The organism is Methanococcoides sp. NM1, assembly GCF_900774285.1.
GTDB classification, from domain to species: domain Archaea; phylum Halobacteriota; class Methanosarcinia; order Methanosarcinales; family Methanosarcinaceae; genus Methanococcoides; species Methanococcoides vulcani.
Genome location: NZ_CAAGTW010000002.1, coordinates 52,380 through 77,749 on the forward strand (window position 1 = coordinate 52,380; position 25,370 = coordinate 77,749).

21 protein-coding genes, 2 tRNA genes and 1 pseudogene are annotated in these 25,370 nt (G+C 45.4%); 12 read left to right on the forward strand and 12 right to left on the reverse strand.

Annotated features, from left to right (window positions below):
- Nucleotides 1-82: 82 nt before the first annotated feature.
- On the reverse strand, nt 83-2,377 hold the full coding sequence (locus E7X56_RS02190; protein ID WP_135604442.1) for a CDC48 family AAA ATPase: 2,295 nt from the start codon (nt 2,375-2,377) through the stop codon (nt 83-85).
- Nucleotides 2,378-2,627: 250 nt separating this feature from the next.
- Between E7X56_RS02190 and E7X56_RS02195 the strand changes: the two genes are divergently transcribed.
- Nucleotides 2,628-3,080 (forward strand): DNA-deoxyinosine glycosylase, encoded by a 453-nt coding sequence (locus tag E7X56_RS02195; RefSeq protein WP_135604444.1) that lies wholly within the window; start codon nt 2,628-2,630, stop codon nt 3,078-3,080.
- Between the two features lie 100 nt (nt 3,081-3,180).
- Here the strand turns inward: E7X56_RS02195 and E7X56_RS02200 are convergent.
- From E7X56_RS02200 to E7X56_RS02220, 5 genes are all read right to left on the reverse strand, one after another.
- A tRNA-Glu gene (locus tag E7X56_RS02200) sits at nt 3,181-3,258 on the reverse strand.
- A 71-nt stretch (nt 3,259-3,329) separates the two neighbouring features.
- Entirely contained in the window at nt 3,330-3,683 is a 354-nt protein-coding gene (locus tag E7X56_RS02205; RefSeq protein ID WP_135604446.1) for an Lrp/AsnC family transcriptional regulator, read from the reverse strand.
- 26 nt (nt 3,684-3,709) lie between these two features.
- Nucleotides 3,710-3,934 (reverse strand): LSM domain-containing protein, encoded by a 225-nt coding sequence (locus E7X56_RS02210; RefSeq protein ID WP_135604448.1) that lies wholly within the window; start codon nt 3,932-3,934, stop codon nt 3,710-3,712.
- Between the two features lie 178 nt (nt 3,935-4,112).
- Nucleotides 4,113-4,484 (reverse strand): DUF3467 domain-containing protein, encoded by a 372-nt coding sequence (locus E7X56_RS02215; protein WP_135604450.1) that lies wholly within the window; start codon nt 4,482-4,484, stop codon nt 4,113-4,115.
- A 94-nt stretch (nt 4,485-4,578) separates the two neighbouring features.
- A complete protein-coding gene (locus E7X56_RS02220) occupies nt 4,579-7,056 on the reverse strand; it encodes a DUF5814 domain-containing protein (protein WP_135604452.1) in 2,478 nt (825 codons plus the stop codon).
- Nucleotides 7,057-7,228: 172 nt separating this feature from the next.
- On the opposite strand from E7X56_RS02220, the gene E7X56_RS02225 reads away from it, so the two are divergent.
- Nucleotides 7,229-8,209 carry an ATPase domain-containing protein gene (locus E7X56_RS02225; RefSeq protein WP_135604454.1) on the forward strand — a complete coding sequence of 327 codons (981 nt, stop codon included), beginning with the start codon at nt 7,229-7,231 and terminating at the stop codon, nt 8,207-8,209.
- Nucleotides 8,210-8,282: 73 nt separating this feature from the next.
- Here E7X56_RS02225 and E7X56_RS02230 read toward each other — a convergent pair whose 3' ends face one another.
- The 6 genes from E7X56_RS02230 to E7X56_RS02260 form a co-directional block, all read right to left on the reverse strand.
- A complete protein-coding gene (locus E7X56_RS02230; RefSeq protein WP_135604456.1) occupies nt 8,283-9,047 on the reverse strand; it encodes an MTAP family purine nucleoside phosphorylase in 765 nt (254 codons plus the stop codon).
- Nucleotides 9,048-9,065: 18 nt separating this feature from the next.
- Nucleotides 9,066-10,193: a DUF373 family protein gene (locus E7X56_RS02235; protein ID WP_135604458.1), complete on the reverse strand. Its 1,128-nt coding sequence runs from the start codon at nt 10,191-10,193 to the stop codon at nt 9,066-9,068.
- A 514-nt stretch (nt 10,194-10,707) separates the two neighbouring features.
- Nucleotides 10,708-12,231 carry a catalase gene (locus E7X56_RS02240; protein WP_244603369.1) on the reverse strand — a complete coding sequence of 508 codons (1,524 nt, stop codon included), beginning with the start codon at nt 12,229-12,231 and terminating at the stop codon, nt 10,708-10,710.
- A 433-nt stretch (nt 12,232-12,664) separates the two neighbouring features.
- Nucleotides 12,665-13,288 (reverse strand): 6-hydroxymethylpterin diphosphokinase MptE-like protein, encoded by a 624-nt coding sequence (locus E7X56_RS02250; protein WP_135604462.1) that lies wholly within the window; start codon nt 13,286-13,288, stop codon nt 12,665-12,667.
- A gap of 15 nt (nt 13,289-13,303) precedes the next feature.
- Nucleotides 13,304-16,480 (reverse strand): isoleucine--tRNA ligase, encoded by a 3,177-nt coding sequence (gene ileS / locus E7X56_RS02255; RefSeq protein WP_135604464.1) that lies wholly within the window; start codon nt 16,478-16,480, stop codon nt 13,304-13,306.
- A 176-nt stretch (nt 16,481-16,656) separates the two neighbouring features.
- The gene (locus E7X56_RS02260) at nt 16,657-17,973 is read right to left on the reverse strand and encodes a KamA family radical SAM protein (protein ID WP_135604466.1); all 1,317 of its coding nucleotides are present in this window, start codon (nt 17,971-17,973) and stop codon (nt 16,657-16,659) included.
- 364 nt (nt 17,974-18,337) lie between these two features.
- On the opposite strand from E7X56_RS02260, the gene E7X56_RS02265 reads away from it, so the two are divergent.
- The 10 genes and pseudogenes from E7X56_RS02265 (at nt 18,338) to E7X56_RS02305 (ending at nt 25,296) form a co-directional block, all read left to right on the forward strand.
- Entirely contained in the window at nt 18,338-18,823 is a 486-nt protein-coding gene (locus tag E7X56_RS02265; protein WP_135604468.1) for an RNA-binding protein, read from the forward strand.
- 183 nt (nt 18,824-19,006) lie between these two features.
- Nucleotides 19,007-19,387, forward strand: a complete 381-nt coding sequence (gene sepF, locus E7X56_RS02270; protein ID WP_091690040.1) for a cell division protein SepF — start codon at nt 19,007-19,009, stop codon at nt 19,385-19,387.
- The gene (locus tag E7X56_RS02275) at nt 19,384-20,049 is read left to right on the forward strand and encodes a ZPR1 zinc finger domain-containing protein (protein WP_135604470.1); all 666 of its coding nucleotides are present in this window, start codon (nt 19,384-19,386) and stop codon (nt 20,047-20,049) included. Before sepF ends, E7X56_RS02275 begins: the two co-directional genes overlap by 4 nt.
- 70 nt (nt 20,050-20,119) lie before the next feature.
- A complete protein-coding gene (gene proS / locus E7X56_RS02280) occupies nt 20,120-21,556 on the forward strand; it encodes a proline--tRNA ligase (RefSeq protein WP_135604472.1) in 1,437 nt (478 codons plus the stop codon).
- 30 nt (nt 21,557-21,586) lie between these two features.
- Nucleotides 21,587-22,633: pseudogene (cobT, locus tag E7X56_RS02285) on the forward strand (nicotinate mononucleotide-dependent phosphoribosyltransferase CobT).
- A 146-nt stretch (nt 22,634-22,779) separates the two neighbouring features.
- Nucleotides 22,780-22,978: transfer RNA gene (locus tag E7X56_RS11690), tRNA-Trp, on the forward strand.
- 189 nt (nt 22,979-23,167) lie between these two features.
- Entirely contained in the window at nt 23,168-23,761 is a 594-nt protein-coding gene (locus E7X56_RS02290; protein WP_135604474.1) for a 50S ribosomal protein L15e, read from the forward strand.
- Nucleotides 23,758-24,213: an RNA-binding protein gene (locus E7X56_RS02295; RefSeq protein WP_135604476.1), complete on the forward strand. Its 456-nt coding sequence runs from the start codon at nt 23,758-23,760 to the stop codon at nt 24,211-24,213. Before E7X56_RS02290 ends, E7X56_RS02295 begins: the two co-directional genes overlap by 4 nt.
- Nucleotides 24,206-24,937, forward strand: coding sequence for a ribonuclease P protein component 3 (gene rnp3, locus E7X56_RS02300; protein ID WP_135604478.1), 732 nt, complete (start codon nt 24,206-24,208; stop codon nt 24,935-24,937). Before E7X56_RS02295 ends, rnp3 begins: the two co-directional genes overlap by 8 nt.
- Nucleotides 24,934-25,296 (forward strand): Rpp14/Pop5 family protein, encoded by a 363-nt coding sequence (locus E7X56_RS02305; RefSeq protein WP_135604480.1) that lies wholly within the window; start codon nt 24,934-24,936, stop codon nt 25,294-25,296. Before rnp3 ends, E7X56_RS02305 begins: the two co-directional genes overlap by 4 nt.
- Nucleotides 25,297-25,370: the final 74 nt, after the last annotated feature.

Consider the following 25,370-nt stretch of genomic DNA (forward strand, 5'->3'; position numbering starts at 1 on the left):
AGGTAGGCCTATGGCAATTTCCAATAGGTATAATCGTTCATTGTTTTTAGAACTTATAACCTGAACTGATGTTTTTTAAATATCAGCCATAGGCAGGGCCCTCTATCTCTCTGGATCTCTTGGTCTTCAGGTCGCCTTTAAGGTCTTCGTAATATTTCATGGTGTCAGACGTGACCGATGTTCCTGTTTCAGCGATCGCTTTCAGGAAATGCTTATGTGAGACCTCGTTTGCCATGAGGTCTTCACGAAGAGCAAAGCGTCCTGCTTTTTTACAGACTGCTGCAATATCGGCTCCTGTGTACTTGTCTGTTGCAGTTACAAGTTCATCTATATTGACATCACTTGCAAGTGCCATCTTTCTGGTATGGACCTCAAAGATCTTACGTCGGGTGGCCAGATCAGGGACAGGAACAAGTATAAGCTCATCAAATCTTCCCGGGCGGATCAGTGCCGGATCGATGATATCTGGTCTGTTCGTAGCACCTACGATCACAACACCGTGGAGCTCTTCAAGACCGTCAAGCTCTGAGAGTAGTTGGTTCACGATACGTTCGGTAACCTGTGGTTCTCCCATTGAACCGCCCCGTATGGGTGCAAGTGCATCAAGTTCATCAAGGAGAATGATGGATGGTGCTACCTGGCGTGCACGGGCGAACATCTCTGAGATGTGCTTTTCAGATTCCCCATACCACTTTGAAAGCAGATCACTTCCCTTTGCGGTTATAAAATTAGCATTAGATTCATGGGCGATGGCTTTTGCCAGCATTGTCTTACCGGTTCCCGGCGGCCCATACAGCAATACTCCCTTTGGAGGCTCCACTCCGATACGCTGGAACGATTCCGGATTTTTAAGAGGCCACTCAACAGCTTCTTTGAGCAGTTCCTTAACATCTTCCAGTCCTCCTACATCATCCCATCCCACATTTGGCGTCTCGATCATGATCTCACGCATGGGGGATGGTTCCACATCCTTCTGAGCGATTTTAAAATCTTCTGATGTGACGATCAGCTTTTCAAGGATCTCTGCAGGGATATGTTCTTCTTCAAGGTTGATATGGGGAAGGACCTTCCTAAGGGAGCTCATTGCTGCTTCACGACAAAGTGCTGCTATGTCCGCTCCCACGAAACCATATGTTGTTTCAGCCAGTGCCTTAAGGTCCACGTCATCTGCCAGTGGCATTCCACGGGTGTGTATCTGGAATATTTCCAGCCGTCCATCCTGATCAGGCACATGTAGCACTATCTCACGATCGAACCTTCCTGGACGGCGCAGGGCCAGGTCCAGGGCTTCCGGACGGTTGGTTGCACCTATGACGATGACGTTCTTCCGCTCCTTCAGGCCGTCCATCAATGAAAGAAGCTGTGAGACGACCCTTCTTTCGACTTCTCCGGTAACTTCTGCTCTCTTCGGTGCAATGGAATCGATCTCATCAAGGAATATGATGGCTGGTGCATTCTGTTCGGCCTCATCGAATATCTCACGTATCTGGTGTTCGGATTCACCATAGTATTTGGACATTATCTCGGGACCATTGATCGATATGAAATACGCATCGGACTCATTGGCAACTGCTCTTGCCAGCATGGTCTTGCCGGTCCCGGGCGGGCCATGCAACAACACACCTCTTGGAGGTTCGATTCCCAGCCTGTCAAATAGCTCCGGGTGCTTTAACGGAAGCTCGATTATTTCCCTTACTTTGGAAATAGCCGGTTTGATGCCACCAAGGTCTTCATACATTACAGTAGGGATGGACTGCTCCGGCGGGAGCTCTACAGCTTCGGATAGCAACTGAAGTTCTGTCACATCAGTGATCTTGACGATGCCCTTTGGGGATGTTGAGACCACCTGCATTTTGATCTCACCCAGGCCGAACGAGTAATCAAAAATATCACTGAACATATCCTCGAGCATCATACTTCTGGCAGGGCTGTCCTTTGATCTCTTGAAATGTGTAGTAGAGATAAAATCCCCTTTTGATACGGTCCTGTTCCTGAAAACGGATGTAAGGATGTCACTTGAGGCTGAAATGTGCATACCTTTGCTCACAGGTGCAAGAGTGACATTAAGTGCTTCCTTCCACTCTGCTTTCCTGACCTCTACATAATCTCCAATGCTGATCTTTGCATTGGCACGCATAAGTCCATCCATTCGGATGACATCAAGGCCGACGTCTGTCGGATCTGTATTTATCGCAAGCGCTGATGTTGCACGTCCTCCCTCGATCTGCACAACCTCATACTCCCCAACATCGATCTTTTCCCTGTGTGCCGGATCGATACGCACAATACCTTTTCCAACATCTTCCTGGGACGCCTCTGCTACTTTTAATTTAATACTGGCCCCGTCCGAATTGCTTTTTTCTACAATTGCTGCCATATCCCTATCTCCCACAGATAATCTAAATATATAATATGTTAAGTTCAAGTATTTATTATTGTTTGGAAGTGATGTGGGGGTTAAGTGTGCGATATGGGAATGTGATTCATTGGATGGAAGTTCAATGGTTCGATAGCTTACAAGTGAGCAACAACTTTTAATAAATTTTGAATACCTCTCTCTAAGCCTAGATTCTGTTGGATTAGAGAGGATGTCGGATACATTTTAACAAAAAGAAAGAGAACTTGCAATGGAACTTATAATCGATGGAAACACGACATTGTTAATTGTTGGAACTTTTCCTTCACAAATATCTCGGGATATAGATCAATACTATGGCAATCCCAGAAACCAGTTCTGGAAATTGCTGGGTAGTATACTTGATATCGATTTACAAGAATTGGGCTATAATGACCGGATCAGGGCTTTAAAAGAGCACAAGATTGGATTGTGGGACACTGTAAAAAGTTGTCAGATAACCGGAAGTTCAGATCAGAGTATTCGCAATGAAGAGTATAATGACTTTTCTCATCTGACCAACATCAAGAAGATCATATGCAATGGAAGCAAAGCAATGAAATTCATCAAACATTGCAATGTACCAGATGGGGTTTCTATTTCATTGGTTCCTTCTTCAAGCCCAGCAAGAGCCATGATATTTTCTGAAAAATTAAAAGAATGGGAAGAAGAAATTGTTATTTAACTCATGTCAATAGAATAAAGTTTAATTTTAATCAATAAAATTGTCTCAAAAACCCAAAGCTTTGCATCCCAAAGATAACAACTTAGAAAAATAGTTGAATTGGTGCTCCGGCCGGGATTCGAACCCGAGTCTTCGGCTCGAAAGGCCGGAATGATTGGCCGGACTACACTACCGGAGCACGCTGTTTTTTGCTTACATTGAAGCGACCCTAGTAGGTACGTTAGCAATATAAAGCTTTCGGCCGAGGGGTCATTCTTCGTCTTTTTTGACCTCGTCTTCCAGGGGTAACTGGTTGATCCAGGTGGATAGTAGTTCGCAGATCTCGGGCTGGCAGGCTAATCTGCAGCCTGCGCAGGGGGAGAACATCTCTCCTGCGAGAAGGAGATCAAAGGATTCCTCTTCTGGTGCAACTACTTTGATCAAATAGGTCCTGGCACCGTTATTGACCGCAGACTCACGGTATATCAGGTCTGCGTTCATCAGCTTGGTGATGACCCTTGAGCACTTGCGGCTGTCGATCTCCAGCATCTTCCAGAGTTCGTTCTGGTAGACACCGTCTTTGCTATCGCCTATCAGTTTAAGAGCCTTATCTTCTATTTCCATGGTCTATATCCGGAAAATAAAAGCTTTTAGTTCTCTACAGGGATGATCAGGATTATGTTGTTACCTCTCAATACAACGGAACCAAGAGAGCGCAGGCGCTGTCCGTCAGCTATCTCAACAGTATCCACAAGGTGAAGGTTAAGGTAATCGTCAGCGCTCTCTAATGTACCTTCAAGAATATGCTGGTTGCCTTTCATCTCTACCTGGATCTTAGATCCTACCAATTTCTGAACTTTCTTATTTGGGAACAAGATCGTATCCTCACACGCATTATTCAAAGATAATAAACAATATGATCTGCAATATGTATTACTACGTATTGGAAAAAGTAAACTGTCCAACCTACTATTTATTACTGCCGATTAGAACCCCTTATCAACTGTCCTTATAGGTAGTATGCAGCTAACTTCTTCAAGTTTAGCTTTAGTTTTAGATGTATCCCTGTATCTCGGATGTATCCTCAGGCTGCTTCATTTTTGGTGGCTGCTTCTGCACTCTGGCGATCGGTCCGAACATTGCCTCGTAGTCGCGGATGTGCTGCTCAAGCCAGTGGGAAAGCTCCAGTGCCGCAAGAGGTGAGAGTATCACTTCTGTCTCAATGCTTCTCTGGACCACCTGTGAATTAGATGACTTGTCGAATCCCTTTGGGCTGTCATTGTAGAAGCCGATCCTGAAATCATAAGGGCTGTGTCCGCCAAGTGCACCGATGGCATAAACTTGTTTGAAGTCCTCAGGTTTCCTGATCTCGATCTTCAACTTCTTTGTCACTTTACCTTCAGGATTTTTTTTCTCTTCTGTCATGGTCATATATCCTTCAAAAGCCGTACCTAATTTGGAAAAGTAATTGTTAACATACATTAAAAGGTTTTGTTATCATTAATTCAAAGTGCGGTCTTCATCCTACGATAAGCTTCTTAAGATGCCTCGCCGAATTTGCCAGGTCCTTTTTGGAATAAGCCTTTGCGATCCTTTCAACAGCATCAAGGTTGCGTATCGCATCATCCAGGTATCCCAGCAGGTCTCCCGGGTAGGCAGTGATGCCGTACTTATCCTCAAGGTAGTTCACGATCTGTATTGGGTCATAACCGTCTACCCTCAGGTCAATGATCTTCTCCGAGAACAATCTCTCAGGACAACCGCAGTAAGGACTTTCCTTGCAACCGCAGGTCAGGAAATCAGTAGCGAAGTTCAGGATCTGGTCCTGCATCTTCATCTCAAGCCTGGAAAGGTTCTCACCCTCAAGCACAATGTCCATGGAAGCTCCCTGGAACACCCTTGAAGGCATGTTGATCTTCAGTGCAGTAGATATCTGGGCTGCGTACTTGAAATAGACCGCTTCAAAGAACTCGAGGTTGGTTATTATCTCCACCGGCCTGTGCTCGGAAAGCACTGCATCCCGTATCAGGAATGCCTTTGAAACGGAAAGGAAATGTCCGGCAGCAATGCTTCCGAACTTCGTAAGTGCGATATTGTCTCCCTTGATATTCAGGAACTTCTTTTTCTGTAGCCTTGAAAGCAGTGCCTTCAATGAATAGTTTGCAAGCATACCTTTGTGTATCGCCTCAAGGTCATGCTTTGATGATGTCACCGCAGCAGTAGCCAGGATTTCCTCCATCTGTTCCTCTTCACCATATTCCACCTCAGTGTGTTCCATCTCTCCGTTAAGGAGCTTGATGGCAACCTCTTCCTCTGTGCCGTTCTGCTCGCTGGTATAGCTCTTCTGTGGCGTAGCAAGGACCACTACCACACCCCTGTCATGGAAATCCGGCCTTCCTGCACGTCCCAGCATCTGCAGGAACTCCTGCATGGTAAGCCATTCGATACCCATTGAAAGGGATTCGAATATAACCTGTGATGCAGGGAAATCAACACCTGCTGCAAGTGCAGCTGTTGTGACCACGACAGGTAGCTCTCCCTTCTCAAAACGTCTCTCTACCTTCTTCCTCTCCTGCATGGAAAGACCTGCATGGTAAGGGGCAGTGGATATTGGAAGTGCCTGAGCTATTCGGTGGCAGTTCCTTCGTGAGTTCGTGAATATGATTGTCTGGCCTTTGTGGCCTTTGGAGGATGTTTTGGCATACTCGTCCCGCACAAGCTTTGACATAAGCCTTATCTTGTTGCTCTCCGGGCAGAACAGCAGGTGTCGCTCAATGGGCACGGGCCTGTATTCATACTCCACAAGCTCGGCATTAAGTCTTTTCGCAAGCAGCTTCGGTTTAGCCACGGTAGCTGAAAGATAGATGAACTGTGCTCCCGATGCTACGTACTTCAGCCTTCCGATAAGCCCGTCCACTCTATGGCCACGCTCGGCATCCTCTATCATGTGGACCTCATCGATAACAACAGTGCCGATCTGGCCCAGAAGGTCGGAATCCTTTGACCTTAGTATGTAGTCAAGACCTTCATATGTGGCCACAATGATGTCAGAATCAAGTGTTCTTCGCATGGACTTTGTCTTCGATGTCCGTATCCTGGAACTTCCCACTCTTATAGATGCCTTGATCCCGATTTCGGAATACCTCTTGTTGAACTGGTCATACTTCTGGTTCGCCAATGCCACAAGCGGTACAAGATATAGCATCTTCCCCTGGCCACGTATGATGTTCTCAATACCGGCTATCTCTCCGATGAGCGTCTTTCCGGTAGCAGTTACCGATGTCACAAGCTGGTTCTTACGCTTTAACAGCCCCTTTTCCACCGACAGAGATTGTACCGGCAATAGAGTATCAGACTTCTTTAATAGTACCTTTTTGAACTTATTTGACAGCGGGATGTCCTTTATCCTGATCTGCGTGAGCTGCGTCTGGGCCTCTATCGTATCAAATCGTGTGTACTCAAGGTCAAGGTCCTCCGGACTCAACATGCCTATTGTGCGGTCAAGGTCCCGTGTGTTGAGCATGATCTGCTGGATTCGTTCTGCCGCCTCATCTCCAAAATAACTATGGGCATTTCGAAGTGCACGGTCCAGTTCTTCTTTTGCACATTCCTCGCAAATAAGCTCATGATGATATTTGATGGATTTTTTATTGATAAAGTTGAATCTCTTTTTCAAAAGGCAGAACCTGCACACATGTGCATGCTCCCAATCAAGATGAAAACCTGCAAGCAGTTCCTTAACATCTTCCTCTCCCTTCCTCTCGCTTTCGATGTCGATGAGAATACGTTCTGACATCCGTAGCAGGTCTATGAACTCTTCAGGTGGTCTAAGTTCATCCTTTTCATCCCTGAAGATCCGGAACTTGTGTGGACGCGGTCCTGCGTCTGTCTTTCGCAGGATAAGCTCTCCGGTAAACTGGGGATGACGTTTCCTGTCCTTAATGGCCATTACAATGACCTTGGCCTTTTCGGCCTTGAGAAATGTCCACAGAGTCATTTTCGGGTTTCAAAGAGATGTACTTGTATATAAACAATGTTAATCCTTGTAATTTCACAATGAGTGTACTTCATGTGGGCATATGTGTTCATGCCTTTTATATGCATGTACATGCCTACATTTAATTGAGTATATCTAACCTGATCGTATAATTCGGTATGGGGTGTAACAAATGTCAAGTCAGCTTTCTGTAGGTACGGAGGTAATAATAACTCCAAGGGTGTCGCAACGTAAAAGAGCGGCAGAACAGGAGTTATCTCTTGCAGAAGAAACCCAAGTACAGAGGAAGCTTGAACTACGAGCCGTTCCGCAGGACATTGTTCCTGTAATTGAAACAAATGATTTCAGGGAAACTGTGGTTTCCAGTGAGATCATGGAGACCATGAGTTCTGTGGTAAGCAGGGATACAAATGAGGTCAAGTCTATCCCTAAGAATGTCTATAATGGTCCTGTTGTCGTTCCAACTGGTATCTACGTATTGGACAGGACCCTTGGAGGGGGCCTTCCTCTAAACTCCATGGTCTATTTCTCTGCAGATCCAAGATCCATGTCAGAGGTATTCTTTTACGAGTTTACACAGTCCCGTAAAACATATTACTTCACCACTGGGCGCAGACCTAAATATGTCCGCAGTGATATCATGAACCAGAACCTTGATCCTTCGAATGTCATATTTGTGGACATCTATAGTGAGTATTATTTCACTTCCATGGGAGACATGGTCGATCATCTGGGTAATGGGCACATTGATTCCAAGATCATAGAGTACGCCGAATATAACTTACGCACCATCCTGAATGATTCACAGGGCGAAGAGATCAACATCATTTTTGATAATTTCTCGTTTTTCATGAACCTCAATGTGAATCCGGGACTTCTCAAGCGTCTGATCAATCTTCTCTATGAGACCACAAAAGAAGCCAACAGCATTACATTCCTCTATTCTTTGAAAGGAAGTCATGATGAACGGGCTGAAAATGAAATTCTCAATGCATCAGATGTTATCTTTGATGTAGATGTTGAAAGGCATCCTGATAAGATCCTGAGCAAGCTTTCGATCCCAAAGATACGTGGAATGGCACCTAAAACAGATGTTATCAAGTTCAATGTCTCAGAAGGCATTAACATTGATACATCAAAGGATATTGCATAATCCCTTTTTATTTTCTTCTTTTTCTAATTCTGCTTTTAGCTATTCTTAAGCTTCAAATTCGACCTGAATGATCTCAAAGCCGTGCTCCTTGCATAGCATTCATGCATTCACATTCACGTGTTGCAGGAATGCAGTCAATGACATCGGTTAGCACTTCCAGCAGAATATCCTGCGTCGTACCAAGCTCATCCACTACCTCGTCAGCTGTTATCTTGTTCTCTGTCAGTCCGCATGCCTGGTTCGTTATGGTGCAAATGGATGCATAGCACAATTCCAGTTCTCGTGCAAGGACAACTTCCGGAAGTCCTGTCATGCCTACAATATCCCCGATCGTGCTCATCATTTTGATCTCTGCACGGGTCTCAAAGCGTGGTCCTTCGGTACAAACATATGTCCCTCTGGTATAGTCAAGCCCTTTCTTCTCAAGTGTATCCATAAGGCACTTGCTGATCTGGGGGCAATATGGTTCTGTCATATCAACATGAACTGTGTTCTTGTCATAGAATGTGGATATGCGGCTCTTGGTAAGATCGATAAAATCATCAGGGATGACAAAACTGCCAATGTTGTGACTTTTCATAGTTCCCACTGAATTGGTGGCAACTATCTTTTCTGCACCAAGTTCCCTGATGGCCCAGATGTTAGCACGGTAATTGATCATATGGGGAGGAACATGCTCAGCAGCTCCGGAATGCCTCGGGACTATGGCTATAGTCTTATTGTTCAGTTCGATGATGTATGCACCAACATCCCCATAAGGTGTATTAACGATCTTTGCAAATCCCTCTATGAAAGATGAGAATCCAACACCACCAAGTACTGCTGCATCGATTTTCATGTGTGGTAATCCGTCTTATTATTTTTTAGTTTTACCCTTTCCTTTCTTCGGGAGCTTCTCAGATGATGGACTGGTCATGGATATCTTGATGCCGAGAAGGGCGATCAGTATTGCACCTACAACAGAGTATACAAAATACTGCAGGCTCAGTTCATTACTTGCTGTGTCACCGGTAAAAGCGCTTACTGAGAGTATATAAGTGCTTGCACCCCAGAAAAGCAGACCAATTGCTATTATGAAAAGAGCCGGCGAAACTTCTTTTATTGTAAAACTTTCGCTGATCTTCTGGTCGACCATCTTCCCGATGTCTGCAAAAAGGATGGCTATAACGTACCACCAGATGGTGACATTAATGAAAACGGTAATGAGGGTAACTATTCCATAGTACCAGCTACCGCCTGTAATATGGTACTGCCAGAGCGTCACAGCTCCTATCATGGTGGCGATCACTCCGAGGATAGCAGCTATCGTGTAAGTGACAAAGGTCATCTGGCCTTCGTAAAAAGAATCCTTCATTCTTTCTCTCAAAAGAGCGAATGGCTGGTCGAGGTTAAATCCCCTGTAAAGCATGTACATGCCGATTGCAGCCGATATGCCAATAATTGCACCTTCCGGGTATCTTGCCAGCAGGAAAATTGCATAGATAAGCGCTGCAAGTCCCAGCGGAACAAAGAATGTCTGTGATATTTTCGGATCGTTCAGTGCATTTTTTAGGATATAGTAAGTACTTTCGAGGTTTGCACTTTGCTTAACCACGATACGCTTGACCGAATCGATCTTGATGCGGGATTGGACGATAGGCAGGAGTGTTTCATCCTCTGCTCCATCGGATATGAATATTGCATTTGTGATCTCATTCTCGCTCAGGAATGCATCCAACTGGGAAGATATCTTCTGGTCTGATATAACACCCACATTCTTGTCACCTGCAAATGTGATGATCTGGGCATCAAGTCCCTTTGCAAGCAGTTCATCAAGAACATTCACGCCGCCAAATATTGTATTGCTGTCGGAATCCTCCGGATCTGCAGTTGCAAGTTTCACTGCTGCATCGATGTTATCTTCACGTCCTATGATTGGAGTGATAACATTTGCTTTTTCACCAAGATCATTGTCCCTGTCAATGCATATGACTAAAGTTTGCATGAAACCTCTTTATGTTGTAAATTTGTACGAATAACACTTCAATTCTGTTCATTGTGTTAAAATTCACTACCTGACTTTAGAAGTATTACAATTAAAAGAATATAAAGGATGCTATCTCAGCCTTGATATTATTGCATCTGATGTTGTATTATTATGCCTGATGATACACTTGATTATTTTTTTTCTGCTCTTGATTCAGGAAATAAACCTTGAGAATTCAAATAGTAACGTTCACCGGGATTATTAATTATGTCTGGATCAAGATCTTTAGCAGTTTGATCAGTTGCCTTGAAGGCAATAATAAGAATTGTTTGAACTAATTGCATAAGTCCTAAGCATACTCATAAGGAGGTCTGGGAATGAAATATTCCTGCTATTCTCTTCAGTGTAGTGGTGGCAATGGCAGTAGAAGTAATAGCAGCGGTAGTAGTAACCACCGTGAAACCAGAATTGATTGGAAATCAGGATATTTCAGTTTCACGGCGGGCATTAAACATTTCATCGCAATGCAGTTTTACTCTTCAGTGGCTTTTGCACGTTCTTCTTTGGTCATGTCGGCAAGACGTTCTACTTCCTTTACATCAAGTCCCAGCCCCTCAGCTACCCGGCTTCCGTAATCAGGGTCAGCCTTGAAGAACAGAGCTGTCTGCCTTAACTGGATACGCTTTTGTGCACCTGAAAGATGGGACACAATATTGCCTACCAGATTCTCACGAGCCTGATCGTCCATGACGTTGCGATACAGGTTGCCTGCCTGTACGAAATCATCGTTGGGGTGGCTATAAGGCGTACGTGCTGCCGGACCGGAGACTTCAAATTCCGGTTCCAGAGCATCCTGATCTGGCTCAGGTCCGCCAAAACTGTTGGGCCAGTAATTTGGTCCGCCACCACCATTGGCATCAATGCGCATGGCTCCGTCACGCTGGTAATTTACCTCTGGTGCGTTCTTGGGTCTGTTCACAGGGATCAGGTGATAGTTGGGCCCAAGTCTGTGGATGTGAGTGTCGTGGTAGGAAAATACCCTGGCCTGCAGCATCTTGTCTGGCGAGATCGCGATCCCTGGCACAAGGTTGCCGGGGCTGAATGCTGCCTGCTCGATTTCTGCAAAGTAATTTTCCGGGTTCCGGTTCAGCACCAGCTTTCCTATCTTGATGGTCGGGAAATCACCGTGTGGCCAGACCTTGGTTATGTCAAGGATATCAAACCGGTATTCTTTGGCCTGCTCCAGTGTCATGATCTGCATCTCAAGGGTCCAGGAAGGGTAGTCTCCCCTCTCGATAGCCTCATAGAGGTCCCTTGTAGCATGGTCGGGGTCGCTGCCGCTTATTTTATCTGCTTCCTCGTGGGTCAGGTTCTTTATTCCCTGTTCGGTCTTGAAATGATACTGTACCCAGACGTAATTGCCATCTTCAGTGTACCATTTGTATGTGTGGCTCGAGTAGCCGTTCATGTTGCCGTAGGTTGCAGGCGTACCCCTGTCCGAGAACAGGATGGTGACCTGGTGGATAGATTCCGGAGTAAGGGAAAGAAAGTCCCAGAACATGTTGGGGTCCTTGCAGTTGGTTGCAGGATTCCTTTTCTGGGTGTGAATGAAATCTGGGAACTTCAATGGGTCTCTTATGAAGAACACAGGGGTATTGTTACCTGCCAGGTCATAGTTTCCTTCTTCTGTGTAGAACTTAATAGCAAATCCTCGTGGATCGCGTGCTGCATCAGCAGACCCCTTCTCACCACCCACGGTTGAAAAGCGGACAAGTACTTCGGTACGCTTCCCGATCTCTGAAAGAAATTTGGCTTTTGTGTATTTGGTAACGTCGGCGGTCACCTCGAAGTAACCTCCTGCACCTGCACCTTTTGCATGTACTACGCGCTCAGGTATTCGTTCACGGTCAAAGTGTCCGAGTTTCTCCAGCAGATGAACGTCCTGCATTAGAACAGGCCCACGTTCTCCGGCTGTTAAACTGTTCTGATCGTCCCCGACCGGGATCCCAAAGGCAGTAGTTAACACCTTTGGAGCTTTCTCATTTGTATAACTCAATCTTGTTTCCCCCATTGTTGATCTAATTTCAACTGGTGTTAGCGAGAGATAAATAATGAAATCTCTTATGCTTCACCTTTCTTGAATGAAATAGTATGGTCTCGATCTCCCACTGTTTCGAGGATACGGGGAGCGAACCCATGCTCCCCGCTCATACTATTCAGTAATTCTTTGTGTTCAAGTTCCTCATGTTCAGACAGTTTGCCCCCAATTGTCTGATACAAAATTTATGCTTACATGTTATTTATCTATTCTGTAAGCAGGGTGTATGTGGCAAAAACAGTAAGCAACAATGTTAACAATTTTTGTAGATTTCAATAGGTCGCGCATTGCTATATCAAAAGCTGCCCAATAACCTCTTTGTGTTATCTATTAAGAAAATGCATTGGTTTTGCAATAAAACCAGTATGGGTAAATTCAAAAAAAGAAAGTTTCAGAAAGCCCCTAAGAGCTTCTGTGCCCACTTGAGCTTCTTTTCCTTCATTGGTGTCACGTTCTTGTCATGGAAATCAAAACCCACAAGGGTGATGCTTTCAGCATTGAACTCGGATGCAAGGAAAACGCATCTGTCTCCGTCCGTGAAACCACCGAAGTTGTGAATGTTTGCAAAAGGTTCTGCCTGTGTGGTGCCGATGACGTTCTTGAATTGTGGAACGTATCTTAGTAGCTTTTCAGTATTGTCACCATGTGCATGGATGACCATGATGGAACCTTCCTGATTTGCCTGTATCTCTTTTTCCACATCCCCGTCGAGGTCTGTGACGATAACGTGCGGGACAATGCCTTTATCGATCAGTGGTGCTGTGGCGCCATCGGCTGCTATGATCACGTAGTCGTCTACGTTCACTTCCTTCAGGTCGACCAGAAGCTTTGGTGCGTTCCCACATACAAGGACATCCTTTCCGCTGATCAGCTCTTCAAGTGCGTTTGTATCAACAGTATTTGATCCTATCAAAAGATGGGAAAGGAGGGTGGCGGAATTCTCGTCACCCTCTCTGGAAAACCCGAAGTCCTCAAGGATCTTCAGGTAGACTGGCTCCCACTTCTTAAAATCCATTATTTCACCTCGATTTCATTCTTCCTTTGAGATTGCGATATGCATTGAAATGCCTTCGACATTCCAGTCCTTTGCAAGTCCTCCGGTGACATCAACATCAATGCCGATCACAAGAACGTTTGCACGAACTTCTTTTGCGATGTAGTTCTCAAAGTCAAGTACAAGGTCAAGGACCCTTTCATCATCGATCTGGATATGTGCCTTTATGCTGTCATCAACATCGAGGTCAAGCTCCTTGCGCATATCCTGTATCCTGCGGATAACTTCTCTTGAGTATCCTTCGGATTCGATCTCACGGGTAAGGTTTGCATCGACAAAGACAACTCCGCCTGCAAATTCAGCACTGGCTACAGCTTCCGGAAGTGTTTCGGAAAAGTTCACCATCTTCTCAGTGATAGTGACATTTGTGCCATCTGCAAGGGGTATCTCCATTTCGCCGTCTGCAAGTCCCTTCTTTAGTTCCATAGCATCGATCGAAGCGATAGCTGCATTCACCTTGCCGGCATCTCCCTTAAAGACAGGTCCGATTGCTCCTGGGTTTGGTGCAGCTTCAACTCCGAGCTCATTCCAGCTTTCACCTATCTCTATAAGTTCGATATACTTGGCGTTGGTCTGGTCCATAAGAACATAGCGAAGTTGTTCAACGGCTGCAACGGTGTTCTCATCGGTCGGGCTGACCACGATGCGTGATACAGGCCATCTGAGCTTGCGTCCGACCTTCTGGCGTGCGTTCGAAGAAGATTCAACCATGGAGCGTACCGCTTTCATATGTGCTTCAAGGTCAGTGTCCACAAGTGCCTCGTCGACAGTTGGCCAGTCGCAAAGATGGATGGTCGCAGGAGCATTCTCATCGACATTCCTGACAAGGTTCTGGTACATCTCTTCTGCAAGGTGTGGCATGAATGGTGCGATCACCTTTGCAGTTGTCACGAACACATCATAGAGCACCCTGTAAACTGCAAGTTTGTCTGGATCGTTTGCTTCGGTCCATGTCCTTGGCCTGATAAGCTGGATATACCATCTTGAAAGGTCCTCAAGCACGAATTCATTAACAGCACGCATTGCCTTGTGCAGTAATCTCTCTTCCATTGCCTTGTTGACATCCGCAATGACGGACTGCATGCGTGAAAGTATCCACTTGTCCTCTTCCCTGAGGTGTGCTTCAACGGATTCGTATGAAACTTCCTGTGGGTCGAACTTGTCAAGTGCCATGTATGGAAGCGGGAAGCGATAGACGTTCCACAGGATGTTGTTTGTCCTGTGCATTGTTGCGATCTCGTCCCAGTTGAACTTCAGGTCTTCCCATGGTGCGCTGGAGGCCAGTACGTATGCCCTTAGGGTGTCAGCACCGAACTTTTCGATGACCTCTGCTGGCTGTACAACATTTCCAATGCTCTTTGACATCTTCTTTCCGCTGCCGTCAAGAGTGAAACCGTGCATGAGCACGTTCTTGTATGGTGCTTTTCCAAATGCTACCATGCTGGCGCCAAGTTGTGAATAGAACCATCCGCGGGTCTGATCGTGTCCCTCTGTGATAAAGTCAGCAGGCCACCACTCATCGAACTGTTCCTTTGTGTGCGGGAACCTGAGTGTAGCCCAGGATGCCACTGCAGAGTCGAACCATACGTCGAAAACATCTTTCACACGTTCCATGGTGCCGCCGCAATCACAAGGCATAGTGATCTTGTCAACATACGGTCTGTGCAATTCAATATCTGCATCTGCACCGGAACGCTCCACAAGCTCTTCCCTTGTGCCGATCACATCGATCTTTGCACACTTTGAACATTTCCATACTGGAATTGGGATACCCCAGTAGCGCTGTCTGGAGATACACCAGTCACGTGCGCCTTCGATCCAGTCCTTGAACCTTGCAGAACCTGCCCAGTCGGGTGTCCAGTTGACCTTTTTGATCTCTTCAAGCATAGCTTCTTTCAGCTCGCCGATCTTCAGGAACCATTGTTCGGTTGCAAGGTAGATTATAGGTGTCTTGCATCTCCAGCAGTGACCGTATCTGTGGCTGATGGTCTTCTCGGAGATAAGCAGTCCCTTCTCGAGGAGGTCATCCATAACAACGCGGTTTGCGTCACGGATGTTCATGCCGGTGTATTTTCCTGCTTCATCTGTGTAGCTACCATTGGAACCTACAGGGCAGAAGATAGGCAGGCCGTTCTTGACACCGACCTCGAAATCGTCAACACCATGTCCGGGAGCAATGTGGACACAACCGGTGTTCTCTGCTGTAACATAATCTGCATTGTAGACCTTGTGCTCGATCTCAGCCTGGAGGGGCACGAGGTCTGCAAGAGGATGCTCATAGGCCAGACCAGCAATGTCTTTTCCGCTCATGGTCTCAATGATCTCGTAGTCTGCATATCTTCCTATCCGAAGTACGTTCTCTACAAGTTCAGTAGCCATTATCAGTGTTTCACTGTCACCTTCGGTGTTGAATGCCTTCACTCTGGCATACTCGAACTCAGGATGTACTGCCACAGCGATGTTGGATGGGATGGTCCACGGTGTGGTGGTCCATATGACGATGAATGCATTATCTTCATCTTTTACTTTGAACTTGATGTAAATCGAAGGATCATCACGGTCCTCATATTCGACTTCAGCATCAGCGATAGCTGTTTCGCATCGGGGGCACCAGTTGACAACTCTCTTTCCGGTATCAAGCAGGTCTTTTTCATGTGCCTGCTTCAATGTCCACCATGCAGCTTCTATGTACTCATCCTTGAGTGTCATGTATGGATCTTCCCAGTCAAGCCATGCGCCCAGTGTACGGAACTGACCGGTCATGTCATCCTTCTGGCGAAGTGCGAACTCCTTGCATTTCTCAATGAAATTACCGACACCATAGGCCTCGATGTCTTTCTTTGACTCAAAACCAAGTGCACCCTCGACCTTTACTTCGATAGGGAGTCCGTGCATATCCCAGCCTGCCCTGTCAAGGATGTCATGGTCGTTCATGGACATGTATCGCAGGATAGAGTCCTTTATTATCTTGTTCCAGGCAGTACCGAGGTGGATGTGACCTGTTGTGTATGGTGGTCCGTCCACAAAAAAGAACTTCTTGGCGCCTTTTCTGTGCTCACGTACTGCTCTGTATGCATTATTTGCTTCCCAGAACTCGTGAACCTTCATTTCGATCTCATTAGCATTGTACTGATCAGTAACTTCTTTTATCATGCTGGTGGCCTCCCGGATAGGTCCAGTTTCTTGGCTACGTTATAGATACCATCCTAATGCAGTAACCAATTTAAATATTATTGTATGATACTGCCACAATAGAAATTAAAATAAAATGTATATGTGCACAGTTCGTGCACCTTTAAACATCGACCAATGCAGGTAACAAGTTCTTCTTATTCAAAGAAGAACTTCTCTTTCCCAAAAGCGGGTTCAAGATCTGTAAGCCATGAAACTGTTGGAGAATATTTCGCAAAGAACGGCTTGCGCACCCACTTGCTTTCACGTCCCTGCAGGAACTCAAGAAGGAATACTTTTTCATCGTTTATCTCCTGGACTCCGAGAATATTGATCTTTCCAGGATCGGTGGACATACTTGGTCCGCGAACCGTTCTTGCAAGACCACTGACATTCTGGTATGCCTTCTGGAAGATCTCCCATGCCCTTGCCATGGGTACGTCGAAATAGTGCTTTGCGCCTGTGTTCCTTACCATGAACATATAGTAGGGTACACAACCCAGACGAACCTGTTCGCTCCACATCTCTTCCCAGAGCGCAGGGTCATCATTTATGTGTGCTATCAGGGGTGACTGGGTTCGTATTTGTGCACCTGTCGCACGGATGTTCTGTATTGCTTTCTTCACAATATCCGTGGAAAGTTCCCTGGGATGGTTGAAGTGTGCCATGAGTGCCATGTGCTTTTTGTGTTCAGTAACATTGCTGAAAAGAGAAAGTATATCTTCGCTATCCTTATCAGAAACAAAACGCTGAGGCCAGTAACTTAATGATTTGGTGCCTATCCTTATGTTCTCAAGGCTGCGAATGTCTGCTTCAAGGACCGGTTCAATATATTTTTTGAGAAGGCCTGCACTCATGGTCATGGGATCTCCTCCGGTGAAAAGCACATCCCTGATCTCCGGATGTTCCTGCAGATATGATATTAGAAGTTCGATCTCACGACTGGCAAATTTCAGTTCATCCATGCCTATGAACTGTGCCCACCTGAAACAGAAAGTACAGTATGCATGGCAGGTCTGGCCCTGTGCAGGGAAGAAAAGGATCGTTTCATCATATTTGTGCTGCATTCCACTAATGATCTTTCCATCATGTTCCGGAACGTTCTTCTCCAGTTGCCCTGCAGGATGTGGATTAAGGCTCAGGCGTATTTTCTGGATTTCACTTTGTATGTCTTCTTCCGGAGCATCGTTTTGTAAAAGATCCGCCATTTTTTTATAATGCTGTGGAAGCAGCATGTCCCTGTTAGGGAATGTCAATGTAAATATCGGGTCATTTGGAACATCATTCCAGTTGATGAGTTCCTCGACCACATAATTGTTAACACGGAATGGAAGTATCCGTGCAGCAATTTCTATCTCTTCCAGATGTTGCTGGCTTAGATCCTGTATCTGGGGAATGTCTTTGTAATTCGAAAGAGTGTATGCAGAATACTTCTTTCTCTCAGCATCACTTATGCTAGGACCTCCATAAATCATTTTTTAGAAAACCGATCAAGTTGAACGGTTATGGTATACTTACTATGATATGTCTATCTTGAGTTTCTCGGTTTATGCTAATTGCAGTGGGTTAGTTGTAATATACTATATGTATTATTCGGCCACTCATGCTAAACATTTATGATATCTTCCGTTTCTTGGTGAACGTTACAATTCAGGTATTTCTATCATATGATATAATCCATGCTTCTTTTTGTTCATGCTCGAAAGGAATTGGAATGCTTCCTTAAATTATGCGTTCGGTTCATTCTTCGTTCCTTTCGATATCGCCTGCGCGAAACGTTTAAGGATAAATGGCACTTAATGTGGTGCAAGCTAATATTTTCTTATCAAAGGTGGTAAGTTGAAAATAAAGTCCAGAGTTCAACTACGAAAATCTGCAAAGAACAAATTGTTGACTTCCCTTAGGTCCTCCTTTGGCGATGTCATTGACAAGATCGAAGAGCGAAAGTTAGAAAGTGCTACAGCAGACTGGTTTAATATCATAATAGTGGATGGTGATATCCTGTTCTTTCAGGAAAAGGATGATCGTCCTTTCCCAACTGTCAGAGGTGTACTGGAGCTTGAGCTTGACTGTTGTAAAGTGACAGTGGATGCCGGAGCAGTGAAGTTCGTTGTCAACGGTGCAGATATCATGTGTCCGGGTATCGTAAGTGCTGATCCTGAAATTGCGGCGAACGATCTTGTTATCATCACAGAAGAGACTCACGGCAAACCGCTTGCTATTGGTCGTGCACTGATACCTGCAAGCGAGATGGTCGGAAAGTCCGGAAAAGCAGTAAAATCCATTCATCATGTCGGGGATGATCTGTGGAATCTTGAAGCATAAGATGTCGGTGATATTTATGGATGCAAAGCCACCATTAAAATATGATGACCATACATAATAAACCCGTTAACATTGCTGCAAAGCTAAAAATTCCTAAAATGGCTAATGGCTTAAATATTAAAAGACTCAATAAAGATATATTCTATATCCATTCAATAAAATTTTAACACAAAGGTGCGGACTATGGCAAATTTCATGGACAAATTATTTGGAAGCGGATCAAAGGGTGCAACAGATGCTGACGAATATACCGAGCTTGATCTCGGCAAGTTTGAGCAGGAACTGGCAGATGAACCTGCAGAGACCTATGTCAGAGTGGCAGAACTTACGAACCTGAACGAGCTTCCTGGTCTGAAGAAAGAGGTCTATGATGGCAATATCCTCATGATCGACATCTCCAACATCAAAGCTGACAAACTCATGCTTGACAGGGCACTCAAGGACCTGAAGGATGTAGTCATCGATGTGCATGGTGATATTGCAGGTATCAAGGATGACCAGGTGCTTGTCACACCAACAGGCGTCAAGATCGACAGGTCTAAGATAGTTGGTGGAAGGTATTGAGCATAGAGAACAATTCCGGGGTAGGGTCCCGGAATTCTTTTGAAACACGAACATCATGCCCTCTCTGCCACGAGGAGCTTGTTATTAAGTGGCATGGCGATGAGATCCCCTATTTCGGGGAAGTGATGTATATTTCGACTATTTGTTCTAATTGTAGTTTCAGGTTCACGGACACTATGATCCTGACCCAAAAAGAACCAGTGCGTTTTGAGATGATGGTAGAAGGCCTGGAAGATCTTAATGCAAGGGTAATTCGTTCCACGTCAGGTACTATCCGCATTCCTGATCTGGGCATTGACGTTGAACCGGGCTCAGTTTCAGAGTCCTATGTAACAAATATTGAAGGCATCCTGGAAAGGGTCAGATCTGTTGTAGTGACAGCTACCGAATGGGTAAAGGATGAACCTGAAGCATATGAACGTGGCCTGGAGCTACAGAAGATGCTTGAAGAAGCTATTCAGGGTGAACTTCCGTTAAAGGTCATTATCGAGGATCCTCTGGGAAACAGTGCTATCATTTCTGAAAAAGCGATATCCCGTACTCTTTCTGAAGAAGAGGCAGCTAACCTCCATAGCGGTATGGTAGTCTTTGACGTCGATTCTTCCGAGCTGGAAGTCGATTCTTCTGATAAGATCCAGCCGATTGGAAATGAATATAAATGATGTATGTGTTAGCTGACACAATTCTAATTAAATATTCTAATTGAATCATTTTGATCTTATTGGTGACATTATGGCCGAACAAGAAAAAGAAGCAGCGCTTCCTCCAAAAGAGAACTTCAGTGAATGGTATAACGACCTGCTCCAGGTAGCAGAGATCATGGATGTACGTTATCCTGTGAAGGGTTCGTACGTATGGTATCCTTTTGGTTTTTCCATTCGCAGGAACGTGTATGGAATAATTCGTGAACTTCTCGACAAGGACCATCAGGAAACGATGTTCCCTCTTTTGATACCTGAAAATGAGTTCATGAAGGAAGCTGAGCACATTAAAGGTTTCGAGGATGAAGTTTATTGGGTATTGAACGGAGGAACAACTCCTCTGGATGTGAAGCTTGCACTTCGACCTACCAGTGAGACTGCAATTTATCCTATGTACCGTCTATGGGTGCGCTCACATGCTGACCTCCCATTGAAATTGTATCAGATCGTTAACACTTTCAGGTATGAAACAAAGCATACCCGTCCACTTATACGCCTGCGAGAGATCACATCTTTCAAGGAGGCACACACGGTACACGCTACATGGGATGAGGCTGCTGCACAGGTGGATGAGGCCATAAGGCTATACTCTGAGTTCTACAGGAGACTCGCAGTTCCTGTGTTACCTTCAAAGCGACCTAATTGGGATAAGTTCCCAGGTGCTGATTATACGATCGCAGTGGATGCACTGATGCCGGATGGCAAGACATTGCAGGTTGGAACTGCCCATCATCTGGGTGATAATTTCGCAAAGACCTTCGATATCAAATATGAGGATGCTACAGGGGAACAGGTCTATGCCCACCAGACATGCTATGGCATTTCTGAGCGCTCTATTGCTGCTCTGATCTCAATTCATGGTGATGACAAGGGTCTTATCATGCCACCTGAGGTCGCACCTGTCCAGGCAGTGATCATTCCGATCCTCTTCAAGAAGTCAGAAGCTGTTCTGGCTGCATGTAATGATGTAAAGGAAACCCTTGAAGCTGCAGGTGTCCGTGTTACTATCGATGATAGTGATAAGCGTCCTGGTTCCAAGTACTACAAATGGGAAATGAAAGGTGTTCCTTTAAGGATCGAGATCGGTCCGAGGGATCTTGAGAAGGAAGCCGCTATGCTTGTAAGGCGTGATACTGGCGAGAAAGAACAGGTACCTCTTTCATCTATCGCTAATGAAGTGATCGAGAGGTTCGCTGTCATCCAGTTCTCTCTCCTGGAGAATGCAAAAGAGAACCTTAAAGCACGTATATTTGATTGTAATACTGTGGAAGAGATTAAAGAGAAGGTTTCTGAAGGTATTGCACATGTCCCGTGGTGTGGGGAGGAGAAATGCGGACTTGAAATGGATGAAGAGGTTGGTGCAGGCATACTTGGAATTCCCACTGACCAGGATGGGGAAGGGACCTATAAGTGTCCTATGTGTGGCAAGGATACCAGCATAAGGGTTTACGTTGCAAGGACATACTGATATTGTAAATACATGGGAGGGTGATCAATAATGGAATCTCTGATAGCTAATGATAAGAAACCGGAAAAGCCACTTTTCATTTGTGTGCTGGCAAATACTGAAACTGCCTACATTGAAAAGATATCTGCCGCTGGAAAGACTGCCAAACTGACGGACTATACTCCGACAGGGGATGCAGAACTTGTGGAGACCGGTGGTATCATCAGCACTCCGGTACTTCCAATGACCCCTCCGTACAATACTCCTACTCCGGGCCTTATCACCCGTGCATCCTTGCAGCTTTCAAATGTACCTCATCTCTTCGTGAATTCCGGTTTAAAGATCGCTCCTAAGGTTCCATTTGAGGACCTTAAGGCAAGGCCCGGTGAGGATATCCGTAAGGATGTCGCGGTTCATGATGTTGAAGGTATTATTGAACGTGCACGTGAAGTGGGTGAGAAGGTACGCGATGATCATGATATGTTCGTGATCGGGGAAAGTACTCCTGCCGGAACGACCACTGCAATGGGTGTGCTCAATGCCCTTGGGTATGATGGTCATGTGAGTAGCAGTTCTTCTGATAATCCGGTTGCTTTAAAGCAGAAAGTGGTTAGTGAAGCAATGAAGGTCTCGGGTGTTACAAAGGGAAGTCTTCAGTCTGACCCTCTGAGAGCTCTTTCATGTCTTGGCGACCCTATGATGCCAGCAACCGCAGGTCTTGTGGAAGGTCTTAAAGGTAAGCGTGTTATCCTTGCAGGTGGTACTCAGATGGCAGCGGTCTACGCTTTCATGAAACATATGGGTACTGATCTCAGTAATGTTTCCATTGTGACCACCAGCTATGTGGTAGACGATGAAAGTGCCAATTTCGAAGAGATCATTGAAGCACTTGGTGCGGATATGCATGCTGTTGACCCTGGATTTGGACGTTCTTCCCACAAAGGCCTGAGGCAGTATTAGCTTGGATATGTTAAGGAAGGCGTTGGTGCAGGTGGTGCACTTTATCTTGCAGGTCTTCTGGGTGTATCTGTGGACAGCATTCGTGAAGAGATCGAGAATATCTGCATTGGGCTTGCTGACCTTATAAACGCGGAATAATTTGCTGACCTTATAAACGCGGAATAATTGTTAGTGTCGTGGTTGTGAATGTATTCCGGTGCATTCTAAACCCGATTTTTCAGTCCCTCATACCGATACCTATATTATTGATGAGATGTATTTGAGGGTTGCAATCGCAAGGTTGCGGGGCTGTGGCCTAGCCAGGAATGGCGACGGGCTCCAGCGGATAAATGATGAACAACGGGTCTGCTGAGATCTACCCGACGGGGTAGGTCGGTGAGGAACCGTTGGAGCACTGATGTGTGTTCTTTAAGAACATTTACTGTCGTAATGGCAGTGTTCGGAGAGACCCGTCGATCGTGAGTTCGAATCTCACCAGCCCCACGTCCTTTCTTTTTATTTTCTTAATTTTCAAATAGTTCTGCTTCTTTTTATTTTCTTCTTATACAAACCTTTAAATGCTATAGTGTATGTACTACCGGATGTTTCATTGTCGGGATGAGAGTCCCGTAGGAGTGTGGCCGAAGTAACTTTGGCTGAACCGTGAAACTAACATGAAACAAGGTGAATAAATTGTCAAAATCATTTTATGGATATGTAAGAGACGCATGGAAGAACCCTGGAGATTCATATGTTCGTGATCTCAGATGGGAAAGACTTCAGGTATGGAGAAAGGAAGGCTCAGTTACAAGGGTAGAGCGCCCAACCCGTATCGATCGTGCACGAGCACTTGGCTACAAAGCAAAGCAGGGTATCGTCGTAGCTCGTGTGAAGGTCCGAAGGGGTAGCATGAGGAAGTCACGCTACATCCGTGGTAGGCGTACTCAGCATACAGGTAAGAACAAGATCACTGTTGGCAAGAGCATCCAGAGGATCTCTGAAGAGCGTGCAAGCAGGAAATTCCCTAACATGGAAGTACTTAACTCTTACTGGGTTGGCGAAGACGGTAAACAGAAATGGTATGAAGTTATTCTTGTTGACCCAAGCCACCCGGTTATCAAAAGCGACAAGAACCTCAACTGGATCTGTGGCAAGGCTCACAGTGGAAGGGCATTCCGCGGTAAGACCAGTGCAGGTCGCAAAGGCAGAGGTATGAGGACGCGCGGCACTGGTACTGAAAAGACCAGGCCAAGCATCAGATCAAACATCAACAGCAGCAAAAAGTGATTCACTATATCTCTGTGCGTGTAACCGCACATGCTACTGAGGATGAGTCCAGAGTGAGAAATGCTCTGGACCTCTTTTTATTAAATTCATTTGACAAAGGCAAGTGTACTGATACTGGGAAGTATGTTGAGGTACTGAATGTTGAAGGTTATCACGGCAACCCGATCTCTCTTTTAAGTGCTACTATAAAAAGAAAGCCCGACACTCGTGCTTTTGCAACATTTGTTCGTAGCAACATGTCTCCAGGGGATGTGGAACTGCTTAGAAGTGAGATGCCTGACAGGCTGGATGATGACCAGATGTTCCACTTAAGGTTCGATAAGCAGGCGGCATATGATGGTAAGGTAAAACTTTCCTCTTCATCTGATGCGATAATCGTGAAGTTGAAGATCGAAACATATCCAAAGGACCGTCAGCAGGCCGGAATTATTGTGGAGGAATTATTTGGCTGATCCTGTGTTCTATGATCTTTGTGTTCATTGTGTACCAGATGGCAAAAGTACACAGGAAGAAATGGTTGCAATGGCAAGACATCTGGGTTTTGGTGGCATTGCACTAACGAATCATTCCAATTCGGATTCCCTTCCAAAAGGCAGTTCAGACAAAGGCTTTGAGATATTACGCGGGGTCGAACTGGTGTCCTCCAATCCTTCTAAGCTCCACGGGCTTGTGGGAAAATATCGCAAAAAAGTGGATATACTTGCTGTACATGGCGGCGATGAGGGCATAAATCGTGCAGCGGTGGAAAATCCGAATGTGGATATACTTTTGCATCCTGGCACTCCAAAAGGATGTGGATTGAACCATGTGCTTGCAAAGTCCGCAAGCGATAATAATGTCGCAATTGCATTTGATATGGCTTCTCTGATAATGTTGCGTGGAGGCCGGCGTGTGCACAGTCTTTCCCATTTCAGGGAGATCCTGGCACTTGCAAGGAAATATGATGTTCCGTTTTTGCTTACAAATAATGCATCATTCTCTTATGGTCTGCGTGCTCCGCGAGAGATGATGGCTCTGGCAACACTTTTTGGAATGGAGCGCGGTGAGGCCTTAAAGTCTTTGAGCGAGACTCCTGCAGAAATTATAAGGCGAGTTCGCCGTGGTAACAACTTCATATGCGAAGGTGTGGAGATTCTTGAAGATGATCCTTCGGGCATGGAAGGTGAGGAGAAATGAAGATACTTCCTCCCACACAGCGTACTAATAAGAGGTATTTTGCTTTTGAACTGATAGGCGGAAATGGTGTAGATCGCAGTGACCTTCTTCGCGAGATATTTTCGTGTGCAGGCTCACTTATTGGCGACAAAGGTTCCAGTGAATGTGATATAAGGTTACTTGATTTTGAGGATTCCAAAGGTGTTGTGCGCTGCCTTCGGGAAAGGATGGATATGACACGTGCAGTCCTTGCTTCTGTAACTTCAGTTAATGGGAATCCTGTGATGGTCCATGTTCTGGGTATATCGGGTACTGTTCATGGAGCAACAAAAAAGTATTTAGAAGGGTGTACGGTATATAGTCCTGAAGAAAAACCATGAACATCCATTTATAGAATAATTTAAATAAGTTATAAGTGAACTAGGTGAATGTACAGAAACTCTATTCATACGTT